The organism is Acetobacter sacchari, assembly GCF_017377715.1.
Classification (GTDB): Bacteria; Pseudomonadota; Alphaproteobacteria; order Acetobacterales; family Acetobacteraceae; genus Acetobacter; species Acetobacter sacchari.
Genome location: NZ_JAFVMF010000003.1, coordinates 267,374 through 278,728, shown reverse-complemented (window position 1 = coordinate 278,728; position 11,355 = coordinate 267,374). Strand labels below are relative to the sequence as shown.

Sequence of the window (11,355 nt, the reverse complement as noted above, 5' to 3'; positions counted from 1 at the left end):
TGGGCGCCAATCTCATGCGCAGAAATGCTCACCCGTGATTTTCCAAACAGGCTCTCAGTGCTGGTAGGGACGGCACCCCCATCCCAATTGGCTGCATTATCCCATATCCCAGTTGAGCCGCCAATCCAAGTTAGTGTCGCCATAATTACACCTTTAGATAAGTAAGTTAATGATACTCTAACATTCGCATCCAACAAACCTCACAACTTGTCAATTTTTGTTTATTTTATTGCAATATATATTTCTTTTACAATTGTATTTATTTAAATCTTTCTAAAAAATAAACAACACCGCTGCCGCGATAAAGACGCGTAATACAATTTTTTATACAAATCGTAAACGATTTATTAACGTTGCCACTCGTGTAATAATACAACCGGAATGAGTGTGCCTTACGCTGTCTACAAAAGACACTTTTTCATCTGATCTGCATTGTGCATATATTATTCAGATATTTTTTCACTTAGACTGCGATTGATTGAGAGATGTCGCTTAAGCGTGAGATTGCGTTGTCCTGCACGGCAATCTCACGCAGGCAGCTTCAAATTCGGAGTAACGTTTTCGCAAACATACGGCGGAGACGGATGTCTGACGTCCCCACCGGGCGGGGTTGCACGTAGCTCTGTTGCGCAGTTTAACTATTGGGCGTGATGAGGCTTAATCGGGTCGATACTGACAGTCACAGAAATATATTTTTTATTTTCTTTCTTATATATAAAATTTTTATACGACATCACGTTTCGCGATGCGGAATTCGCCACTTCCCTACAGACCAGTCAAGGTTTGAACCCCGGCCTTCCCAAGGACGCCCTCAAAGAGGCTGCCTCGTATCTGTCAGGCCCGTCGCTGTCTTCGACCGGACAGAAAACACAGCATTCAATGCGACACCTCTCATATAGGCACACTCCATTGCGCGACGGACGCCTTTCGAAAGTGAGTGGTACGGGAAAGTCGGAGTCACGAAAACGAATCTCTCAATCCTCTATCGCCTGGCGCCAGGAATGATTTCCATTGCCGGGTATAATGGCCAAGGAACAGCGTCAGGCACTATATTAGGTCGCCTGCTCGCAAACATGACCCCGACCGAGCCCCAGACTCCGATCTGCCTCTGCCTGTAAGCTGCTCCTGAAGTTTACCGTTTCAGGGACCTTCGAGGCCTCTTTGTCGCAGGCGGCGCATGTGCGCTGCATGCAACCCAAGGCCTTCGCTGAAGAAGCCTCGTCTCTACAGAAAAGGTCGGCTCGACATATCCTGTCCCGACATCCTACTTCTCGAGCGGCCCTTGCACCCGGAGTCATCGCCCCCCCCTTGTCCCGACGACCTTTCGAACATGGCGGTAGACGCCTTGCGTGGTTCAGAAATGGAGTCCGATTCCCGTTCTGGTCAGAGTACCTGCATGTCCAACCAAGCGCAGCTAACCGGCATGCTCTCCCGGGGCAGTCGATTTTCCGTCACCCCGCCTGACCCACGCCACGTTCACCTGCGCCGCAAGCTGCTGTCCCCCCGAACAACCTGTGCTCGTCCAATCGCCACAGGCGCAAATCTTCCCGCAAGAGCCCGCTTCGAGTAACGTCAATCGCAAGAAGAAAAGATTTTTTGTCAACAGAACCACACATCGTTACCTTCGTTACCTTCGTTACCCTTCAGAGTGGAGACGGTAGATCGTCAACATCATGTCGCGCCCGTCTCCTCTCTCGGCAACGCCGTTCCTGCTCCTCGCCGGGTGCTCCACAGACACCGCCCCTTCCTTTTCGCTAGCAGGCGCATATTTCCCTGACTGGATGCTGTGCGCCATGTTCGGCGTCGCGTCAGCCGTTGGGCTGCGCGTTATCTTCGTAGTGACGAAGATTGACTCGATTTTGCGGTTCCGCCTGTTCACCTACAGCGCTCTGGGCGTCATCGTGGCCTTGTCCATCTGGCTGATCTGGTTCGGTCCCTGATTATGAAACGCGTCCATCTTTCAAGCGGCAAACCCATCGGAATCGGCATCGCCGTTCTCTGTATTGCAGCCGCAACGTTGCTGGGAATGCATGTTGCGCACGAAGACAACGCCCACCCGTCCTCGGACAGCGGCGTTATCGACGCCGAAGTCGTCCACATCGCCACCACGGTCGGGGGCCGGCTGGTGGAACTGCCGGTGCACGTAAACCAGCATGTCCATAAGGGCGATCTGCTGTACCGCCTCGACCCCGAACCCTACGAACTGACGGTTCGGCAGGCTGAAGCCAATCTGGCGCTGGCTCGGGCCGAAGTGGAGAATCAAAAACGTCTGGTCGCCGTAAAGACCGCCAACTCCGTCGTCGCCCAGGACCAGACCACGCGCGCGCAGACCAATCGCGACCTCGCCGCGCGTACGGTGGAACGTCTCTCCCCTCTGGCGAGCCACGCCTATATTCCATGGCAGCAATACGATCAGGCGCGCGTGGCTCTTCATGATGCGGAGGTATCTCTGAGGCAGGCGAATCAGCAATCCGCCGCCGCGCAGATCGCTATCGGAGACCTGAAAAGCTCGCTTGCGGCAGAAGCGGCTAATCAGGCGGCCCTTGATCACGCACGCTATGAACTGCGGCAAACTGTCGTCGTCGCGCCCACGGATGGCTACGTCGCGAGCCTGCAAGTCCTTTCTGGAGAAATTCTCGCCCCCTCACAGGTCCTTTTCACTCTCATCGCGGACGATGCGTGGTTTGCCATCGCGAATATCCGCGAAGTGAATCTGAGCGTCATACGTCCCGGCGACTGCGCGACGGTTTATTCCATGATCGACCGAAACGCGTCGATCCGTGGTCACGTCGAAAGCATCGGCTGGGGCGTTCTATCGGCCGACACCGCGGGCATCGCGCGCGCCCTTCCGATCGTTCCCCGGGAAATGGACTGGGTGCATGTCGCACAACGTTTTCCAGTCAGGGTGAAACTCGATCACGCCGACCCGGCCCTTCTGCGTCTGGGGGCGACCGCAACCGTCGAGATCCGACATGGCGCCGCCTGTCGATAGGGCGCCCGACATGGGTCCCTATGCCGACGTCACACCGCACGGCCGGTTCGTCCTGCCAACAGGACCGTCCACGCGACGTCTGTGGCGCCTTATATGCAATCCTGCGCCGGGCCGCATGGGCTATGCCCTGCGCATGGCGGCGGGCTGCACGACGACCGTTCTGATCGGTGAAATCTGGCAAATCCCGGAACTCGCCGTCCCGGCCCTCGTCACCATGGCTCTCTGGCAAGAAGACCGCACCACCAATGCCATCGCCGGGGTCGGCGTCAATCTGTTGGTTCTGATACTTTTGGCTCTGGTTTACGGAATTATCCGCATTACGCTGGATCATCCGCTGGGCATCGTCATTGCCGTCGCGCTGCTTTCGTGTGGATTTTTCTTTCTGGGCTCGGCGAGCAAACTCAAACCGGTCGCATACATGCTTGGCCTGATCGTCGTCTATGCGATGATCGCAGTCGATCAGGTTCCTGTCGGCGAACTGGCGACGCGCGCCCTGCTTTACGCCGACCTGTTCACGCTCGCTCCCGGCATTGTAATGGTCGCACTGGGGCTGCTGATCTGTCCGTCTCCAAAAGCGCTCCTGACCCGACGTATCGCTGCGCGCCTGCGCATGAGCGCTGCGCTGCTTGCAACCCCTGATCCCCTTCTGTTGGAACGCGCCGACGACATGATGCGGGAAGGCATGTCAGGCATGGCGAAGAATCTGAAAATGGCGCGGCTCGAGAAAATCTGGCGCGCAAACGATCTGGCGGCGCTGGAGCAGGCCGCGCGCAGCAGCGTTGCTCTGCTGATTCTCGCCCGCGCCCACGCAAGCCGTAGCGGCGACGTTGTTTCTCTGGAGGATCTGACGCCATTCATGCAGGAAATGGCGATCATTTTTGAGGAAGGCGATTATCCTACCGACATTCTTTCTCCAACACGGATCGGCCAGACGAGCCATGACGCCATGGTCGACATTCTTTCCTCTTTCACAAATCCCGCTCCATCTCACTCTCCGGCTCCTCAACCCGAAGGGAGCGGCTTCTTCTTTGCGGACGCATTCACCAACCCCGAGCACGTGCGCTTCGCCGTCAAAGGAACGGCCGCCGTCATGTTCAGCTATTTCGTGTTCAAGATTTTAAACTGGCAGGGCATTCATACCAGCATCATCACCTGCTTCATCGTCGCGCAACCGACAATGGGCGAAATGATTTCAAAGCTCTCGTTACGCATTTCAGGCGCGCTTGTCGGAGCCACACTGGGCATTCTGTCTATCGTGTTCGTCATGCCCCATCTTCACGACGTCGCCGCTTTTCTACTCCTCATCTTCATCGGGTCGCTGATCGGCGCATGGGTAAAAACAGGAGACGAGCGCATTGCGTACGCCGGTTTTCAGATCGGCCTTGCGTTCTTCCTATCTGACCTCAAAGATTATGGCCCAACGACCGACATGACCACCGCACGCGATCGTATCGTCGGCATCATGCTCGGCAATCTGATCACCTACGCAATGTTCACGAGTTTCTGGCCCAGCAGCGCCTACCAGAAAATTCCGAAACGTCTGGACGCCATGTTCGCAGCGTTGCGGCGCCAGATTGCGGCGCGAACGGAACCGGACCGGATGCTCTGCGCGGCAGACGCACAGACGGCCCTGTCCGCCGCCGAACGCGTATTTGAGAACGCTACTGTCGAGCCAGCGCATATGCGCGCGCAGATGGACCAACTTACGCAATATCACGACATCCTGAGCAAAGCCGCCGAACTGACGGTCGACACGCTACTGTCTCCCGCGTCGCCCGACCTCGCCACGCGCCTTGTCGCGCTGGAAGCCCATACCCCATGAACGCCCTGTATTTTCGCTCCGTGGCCAGCGTCACGCTCTGCTGCCTCGGCGCATGCGCCACGGACGCTCTCCAGACTGCCCCGGCGCATCCCGACGCTCCGTGGAAACCCAACGTCTCCCAAAGCGGAGAAATCCTGCCGGGACGAGAACACGCACAGGGTCTGGCGCTGCCGCCCGGCTTCGCGCTTCCCGCCAACACGGCCATTCACCCGCGGGACGCCTCTCCGGACATCACCGCAAACCGCGCCTACTCGCTGGTCGATCTCATCGATATCGCGCAATCGGCCAATCCATTCACCCGCAGGGCATGGAACACTGCGCGCGACAGCGCTCTGGCTGTCGGAATTGCACGCAGCAGCTATCTGCCTCGCCTCAGCGCCACGGTGGTAGGGGGCTACAACCACACGCGCAACAATGGGGCCAACCCCTCCATCAGTAATGGCGGCGTTATCGGCGACGCATTTAACGCTGGTGCGAGCGATCTGCGTAACCTGACCAACGGCGTACGCAACAACACCTCCGGCAGCGGCGAAGTCCAGACATTAAGCATTGAGTGGCTGCTGTTCGATTTCGGCAAGCGCGAGGCGACTATCGACGCGGCGCAGCAGGCGCAGATCGCCAGCAACATCCTGTTCACGGCGGCCCATCAAAAGGTCATCTACGGCGTCTCTCTGGCGTTCTACACACATGCCGCAGCGGCGGCCCGCGTCATCTTGATCCGCGAGGCGCTGGACAATGCGCGGCAGGTCCAGAAAGCGGCCGAAGCCCGCCTGAAGCAAGGCCAGGGCACGATCGTCGACGTCACCCAAACGCAGCAGGCGACCGCACAGGCGGAACTTCGCCTTGTACAGGCCGAAGGCGAAGCGGAGAATCGTTATCTCGACCTCATGACCGCCATGGGCGTGTCGCCCGAAACCCGCCTGCAGACACAGGATATTTCCAACCGCCCTCTGGCCCTTTCCGACATGCGCATGACCGACGCCATGGTTCGCCAAGCCGTATCCCGCAGACCCGACGTTCTGGCCGCCTACGCGACCGCCCGATCGGCGCAAAGTCGCGTCGTCGCCGCGAAAGCAGAGTTTCTGCCAAAAATTTTCCTCACCGGAAACGTCGCTTACAGCACGGGCGGCCTTTCGCTGTCCTCGGTTCCGGGCGTTGGATCCGACTCCTCTCCGACGCTGAACCTGTCCACCAATAATTTCAGCAGCCTGATCCTCGGCGGCATTACCGTGCCGATTTTCGATGGCGGCACACGCGCCGCGCTCGTCCGACAAGCGCAGAACCAATCAGACACCGCCAGCGTCACCCTGCGTCAGACCGTCGACGACTCCGTTCGACAAATCGTGGCCGCACAGAACAGCCTGCGGACCAGCCTCAGCGCCTATGCCGCGTCGGACCGGCTGCAAACCGCCGCGCGCACGACATTCGACGCCGCTTTCACCGCATATCGCAGCGGCGTCGGCTCCGTCACCCAAGCGTCTCTGGCCCAGAATGGCCTGTTCGACGCCCGTCTGACACGATCGGACGCCTATTACGCGGCGCTGATCTCCGCTGCCAGTCTCGCGTTTTCTGCAGGCGCACTCGGAACTGCGGAGGATGTCCCCATGGCGTCGTCCATGGGAGCGCCGTAGCGGCGCGAACACAGCGATACCCGCTCCGACGTCGCGACGACACATGAACCGGGCCAGCGAGCCATATGGTGCGCATTCGAACCAAACTGCTCATAAGCTGGAAGCGCTTCCAGATTGGTTTCACCTCAGCGCATGCGCCTCGGCCGTTAATCCATGAACGGCCCGTGGACAAAAAAGCGATCAACGTTGCGAAATTCCTTCTTTCGCCATGAAAACGCGGCATCTTTCATGCCTCATGCGCGTTGACGCCGCATGAAACACGCTCTGTCCACACTCTTTCTCCTGTGCGCCAGCCCGATCCTCGTTCCGATCGCGAACGCAGCCCCCCAGCACGTTACGCTGACGCCTTCGAACACGCAGGCGACGCTGCACGCGAAAAGCGCCGTCGCCGACATCGATGGATCGTTCGAGAAACTTGGCGGGAGTCTGACTTACAACCTGACTGACCAGACCTGCCACGTTGATCTTACGATGGACGTCAATTCCATCAAAGTCGGCAGCGCCGTTCTGCGCACCGTGATGCTGTCAGGGCTGATGCTTGATGGCGACGACCATCCCGCCATGCATTATGTTGGCGACTGCCACCCAACGATCCACAATGGTAAAGTGCGTACGCAACTGGTCGGTTCGCTTACCATGAGGGGACAAACCCACCCGCTGACCTTCGATGTTAACATGGTTTTCCAGAAAAACACGTTGACGAAGATCGCAAGCGCCACAACTTTCGATCAACGCCAGTGGGGTTTGAGCACAATGCTGAATACGGTCGATCCTCATGTTCGCACCGAAACAGTCATTACGCTGAATTGACACCCGGTCGCACACGGCGCCCTGCGGGCGAACAATTTACAGAAAGAGATCGGGCGTCAAAAAAAGTTGGCGGATGCGATCATTCGCCCACGCAGTTAGTTTCGTCCACGTAGCCTTCTATCACCGTACAATCGGAAAAAATATCGGACGCGCGTAAGATTTCGCTTCTATTTAGACACGCAGAAGCTTCGGCCATCAGAATTTTGATGTGAGTAGAGAGCACTGCGGCCGTAAAAATTTTGGTTTAGCGGCGCAACAGTGCCACGCGACGACTTTTCTAATTTACAAACTCAATCTCAGCGCCGCGAGTCCCCACAGACGCCCCGAAGACGAAAACGGCCCGATGCTAAATAAGCGTTTTTTATTCTATGCTTTAAGTGCAAGCTGTTTGGACACGCTAGGGCGCTCTTTCATTCTCTCGTACCATGCCAGTAAAGCGGTGCATTCTCCAGGAACTGGCAGGTCGACAATCGCCGCAAAGATCAGGCCGCCGACAAGGGTGATATCGGCCATCGAGAATTTGTCGCCAGCGACAAATGAACGCTCTCGCAGGACGGAATCAAAATAACGCATACCCCTCAGAGCTTTGTCCCGTTGCCTCAAACCCCATTCGTTATTCTGGTAGAGTTCCACATCCGGCCCAAGGCCTGGCGTCGCATGGTGGAAGTAGACGCTGACCGCATCCATCACCTCCAGTTCGGCGCGCTTGCTCATCATGTGGATGTCTCCCTTCTCGCGGGAAGTATTCCCGGTCAAAATCGGATTGCCATCAAGATTATCAAAATATTCGGTGATGGCCGTACATTCGGCGATGAACGCGCCGTCGTCGAGTTCCAGCACCGGTAAGGTGCCGGAGTAGTTCTTCTTCAGGAAGCCCGCCATCTTGTGCTCTCCCTTCCAAAGATCAACCGTTTCGAACGCGATTTCGGACTCCATGCCCTTCTCAGTCAGGGCGATCCGCACACGAGCAGGATAAGGTCCTGTGGGCCAATCATAAATCTTCATCTTCATCTTCCCTTGCAGACCCGCCGGGACACGCAACCTGAGAGCCCGGGCGTACGCAACCGCCAGTGAATTCACGCCGATAACCCGGACGAAATCGTGTCCCGGGACTCGCGCGTGATTAGAAAAATTTTCGTTAACGCTTCTGACTCAAAAGCGATTTTCTCCATGATAAGACTGTTGAGGCAGGTTCCCGGGCCTTTCTGACGCCCCCCCGCCGACACGAACTGAGGCACGCGCGTCCAGCGCCAAAGTTATCTACCTTCCAGATGGTAGGCAACCGTGGCGCTTTGCAATTGCATCGTCAAGCCTTATCTGTCAGATGGTAGGCGAAAGGCGGCAACCCGGTGAACCTCAAGGCCAATCCCAATGCTCGAGAAGCCATTCTCGCCGTCGCAAAGCGCACAGCTCAGATCCACGGATATGGCGGGCTAAATTTTCGCGATATAGCGAACGATGTCGGCATAAAAGCTGCCAGCATATACTATCATTTTCCCAGCAAAGCCGACCTGGGCGCGGCCGTGGCGCGACGTTACTGGGAGGATACGCTTGCGGATTTAAAAAAACTGCAAGAAGCCAATCCTTCGCCCCAACAATGCCTGCTTCGCTACCCCGAGATATTCAGGCGTTCACTTCAAAATGGAAACAGACTCTGTCTGTGCAGCTTTATGAGCGCGGAGTACGACGATCTGCCCGACGTGGTGAAGCAGGAGGTTCAGACGTTCGTCGATGTCAATATCAGGTGGCTCAGCGCGGTGGTGCAGACCTCAGCGAACCTCTCCCCCGAAGACCGCACTCTGCGGGCGCAGGCGGTTTTTTCCGCTGTGTCCGGCGCGCAGCTTCTTGCAAAGAGTCGATCCGACATCTCCGTCTTTGACGAAATAATAGGAAATTATCACAAATTAGGGTTACTTTCCTAACCCCCTTGCCCAACCTCAGATCGCGCTAAACGTCGCCTCTTAAAAACAGTCGTGAGAGACCCTCTCCCGCTCTTTTCCGCCGACGACCATAGTCGCCTTGCGCTATGATCGAGTCTGCCACCATTATGCGATATCTGCTGGAAAAGAAAATTAGCGATGCTGCACGCTGTCTATAACAGCAGTGACAAGCCGCCTGATATCCTCGGTTCCAACACACTGTAACGTCAGTTGGCGGCGAACATAACCAAACGCAAGTTCGTGCCGAGGATCTGCGAACGCCTGCTGGCCACCAGCGCCACTATGCCCAAATGTGCCCGCGCCAAGCGCAGGGTAGTACTCTGAGGTCGCATGAAATCCGACCGCGAACGCCAAGTGTCCTCTCGTCACCATGTCGTACCCGATCGACTGCACCTGAGCGAAGTCCCGCGCAGTTTCCGGCGAAAGCAATGGTTCGTGGTCGTCAACCCTGCTGATTGCCGCTGCATACATCTTCGCCATCGCGCGGGCCGTGGCGACGCCGCCGAAAGACGCGGGACCGATGCGCCGGACAGCTTCGATGTTAGGCAGCTCCCATACCTCGGGATTACCTGGAGCATGACGGTTGAAAGCAATGCCCGTGATGCTGTTCGGGCCGGTAGCGGTGGCGGCAAGCTGAATAAGCTGCTCGGGCGTGGGTCTCGGAGCTTCAGAGGGGCGAAAACGTCCGTCCAGCGCCTCGGGCAGGCCAAGGTGAAAGTCTATGCCTCGCGGAACGGCGATTCGTTCCGCAAATATCTGCTGAATACTGCGGCCAGTTACCCGCCGCGCCACTTCACCAGACAGCGCGGCGATCAGCAACGCATGATAGCCGAACGCCGCGCCGGGTCGCCAGAACGGACGTTGCGCTGCGAGTTGCGCCGCCACATGCCGTTCGTCAGAAAGTTCCCGAGTGGTGAACCCTCGATAAGAACCCACCAGACCGGAACGATGCGCCAGCAACTCTCTCAACGTGAGCGCCGCTTTTCCTTCGGCGGCGAATTCTGGCCAGTAGTGACTTACCCTTTCGTCAAGGTCGAGTATCCCATCCTGAACCAGCAACGCGACGACCAGATGAGCGGCACCCTTGCTCACAGAATAGACGCCGAGCAACGTGTCGGCATCTATCGACGGCCCCGTCCACAAATCGACGACACGCTCACCACGATGATAAATCGCAAGCTGCGCTTCAAGCCCGTCCTCCGCCATCGCAATCGTATTGAACGCCTCCCGCACTTGTTCGAACCCGACTTCGACCGTTCCATTCACCATGGCTTGCATTGTCATATTCTCCTTGCTCCCTCACTGGCCGTGACGATACAAGTTCAAGTGAACTTGAGTTCAAGCCCATTTATGGGGCCGCTGAGTCTGGCAGTGTCACACGGGGGGGGTGGCTACAGCCGCCGACCAGAAACATGTTCAAGGCGCCATTACCGATCAATGACGTAGCCAGGCTTTTCGGAATTCGCGCATCAGCGCTGCGCTACTACGAAGAGATTGCGCTGTTGAAACCCGCGTGGCGCCAGGGCGGTCGGCGTTTCTACGATATACCGGAGCTGAAACGCCTGGCGCTGATCCAGCTATTGCAGGACGCCTGCCATCTTAGCCTTGGAGAAATTACCGACGTTCTCGCCACCGGGCCGAACGACAAGGGACGCACGATCCTGAAGAATCAGGTGGCGGCGCTGGAGCAGACGATCGCCGCAGCGCGCTCTGCAAAGCGCTATGTGGAACACAGGATGACCTGCCCCCGGGAAGACCCCGTGCAAGACTGTCCGGTCCTTGATCATGAAGTAACCGCATGGCTCGCGCAGCGCTTTCGCGGTACGGCGGGCGAAGATTCCGCAACGTCAATAGCGAAAGCCGACATGAAGAAGAACCGTCGCCAATAAACCTGTCTTATAGCGCGTACAAAAACGCCGCACGAAAATATCGAGCGGCGGAGAACCATTCCGAAAACCCCGGAACTATGCGGTATTCACAAACTTATATCACCTCAGCGCCAGACGCGGGATCATTCCCACTCGATGGTCAACGGGGTTGTGAGTGCATTGTAGTTATTGGTCTTTCCGCTCACGCTCCGAAGTCCATACCAACCGCGATACCACCAGAGTAAGGGCGCTGGATTCGTGGATTCTCTACAGCGACCATCCCACGATAAGC

Annotated in this window: 9 protein-coding genes; 7 read left to right on the top strand and 2 right to left on the bottom strand. The window is 57.2% G+C overall.

The genetic code is table 11. From position 1 onward, the window contains the following. Positions 1 to 1,673: 1,673 nt before the first annotated feature. From J2D73_RS04175 to J2D73_RS04155, 5 genes are all read left to right on the top strand, one after another. A complete protein-coding gene (locus tag J2D73_RS04175) occupies positions 1,674 to 1,940 on the top strand; it encodes a YtcA family lipoprotein (RefSeq protein ID WP_207879650.1) in 267 nt (88 codons plus the stop codon). A 2-nt stretch (positions 1,941 to 1,942) separates the two neighbouring features. Further along, complete coding sequence (gene mdtN / locus J2D73_RS04170) at positions 1,943 to 2,992, top strand: multidrug transporter subunit MdtN (RefSeq protein WP_207879649.1); 1,050 nt, start codon at positions 1,943 to 1,945, stop codon at positions 2,990 to 2,992. Positions 2,993 to 3,107: 115 nt separating this feature from the next. Next, the gene (locus J2D73_RS04165; RefSeq protein WP_207879705.1) at positions 3,108 to 4,814 is read left to right on the top strand and encodes an FUSC family protein; all 1,707 of its coding nucleotides are present in this window, start codon (positions 3,108 to 3,110) and stop codon (positions 4,812 to 4,814) included. Next, positions 4,811 to 6,445 carry a TolC family protein gene (locus tag J2D73_RS04160; RefSeq protein ID WP_207879647.1) on the top strand — a complete coding sequence of 545 codons (1,635 nt, stop codon included), beginning with the start codon at positions 4,811 to 4,813 and terminating at the stop codon, positions 6,443 to 6,445. The genes J2D73_RS04165 and J2D73_RS04160 overlap by 4 nt, the downstream gene beginning before the upstream one ends. A gap of 252 nt (positions 6,446 to 6,697) precedes the next feature. Continuing rightward, a complete protein-coding gene (locus J2D73_RS04155) occupies positions 6,698 to 7,255 on the top strand; it encodes a YceI family protein (RefSeq protein ID WP_207879645.1) in 558 nt (185 codons plus the stop codon). A gap of 366 nt (positions 7,256 to 7,621) precedes the next feature. Here J2D73_RS04155 and J2D73_RS04150 read toward each other — a convergent pair whose 3' ends face one another. Beyond that, positions 7,622 to 8,260, bottom strand: a complete 639-nt coding sequence (locus tag J2D73_RS04150) for a glutathione S-transferase (protein ID WP_207879643.1) — start codon at positions 8,258 to 8,260, stop codon at positions 7,622 to 7,624. A gap of 344 nt (positions 8,261 to 8,604) precedes the next feature. On the opposite strand from J2D73_RS04150, the gene J2D73_RS04145 reads away from it, so the two are divergent. Further along, complete coding sequence (locus tag J2D73_RS04145) at positions 8,605 to 9,177, top strand: TetR/AcrR family transcriptional regulator (protein WP_341535013.1); 573 nt, start codon at positions 8,605 to 8,607, stop codon at positions 9,175 to 9,177. A gap of 150 nt (positions 9,178 to 9,327) precedes the next feature. Here J2D73_RS04145 and J2D73_RS04140 read toward each other — a convergent pair whose 3' ends face one another. Beyond that, the gene (locus J2D73_RS04140) at positions 9,328 to 10,479 is read right to left on the bottom strand and encodes a serine hydrolase domain-containing protein (protein WP_207879641.1); all 1,152 of its coding nucleotides are present in this window, start codon (positions 10,477 to 10,479) and stop codon (positions 9,328 to 9,330) included. A gap of 128 nt (positions 10,480 to 10,607) precedes the next feature. On the opposite strand from J2D73_RS04140, the gene J2D73_RS04135 reads away from it, so the two are divergent. Then, positions 10,608 to 11,084, top strand: a complete 477-nt coding sequence (locus J2D73_RS04135; protein ID WP_207879639.1) for a MerR family transcriptional regulator — start codon at positions 10,608 to 10,610, stop codon at positions 11,082 to 11,084. The last annotated feature ends 271 nt before the right edge of the window (positions 11,085 to 11,355 follow it).

Bases quoted from the DNA above. Each gene is read 5' to 3' on its own strand.
- J2D73_RS04150 (WP_207879643.1), bottom strand. From the start codon at position 8,260: ATGAAGATTTATGATTGGCCCACAGGACCTTATCCTGCTCGTGTGCGG.
- J2D73_RS04155 (WP_207879645.1), top strand. From the start codon at position 6,698: ATGAAACACGCTCTGTCCACACTCTTTCTCCTGTGCGCCAGCCCGATC.
- J2D73_RS04160 (WP_207879647.1), top strand. From the start codon at position 4,811: ATGAACGCCCTGTATTTTCGCTCCGTGGCCAGCGTCACGCTCTGCTGC.
- J2D73_RS04140 (WP_207879641.1), bottom strand. From the start codon at position 10,479: ATGACAATGCAAGCCATGGTGAATGGAACGGTCGAAGTCGGGTTCGAA.
- mdtN (WP_207879649.1), top strand. From the start codon at position 1,943: ATGAAACGCGTCCATCTTTCAAGCGGCAAACCCATCGGAATCGGCATC.
- J2D73_RS04165 (WP_207879705.1), top strand. From the start codon at position 3,108: ATGGGCTATGCCCTGCGCATGGCGGCGGGCTGCACGACGACCGTTCTG.
- J2D73_RS04175 (WP_207879650.1), top strand. From the start codon at position 1,674: ATGTCGCGCCCGTCTCCTCTCTCGGCAACGCCGTTCCTGCTCCTCGCC.
- J2D73_RS04135 (WP_207879639.1), top strand. From the start codon at position 10,608: ATGTTCAAGGCGCCATTACCGATCAATGACGTAGCCAGGCTTTTCGGA.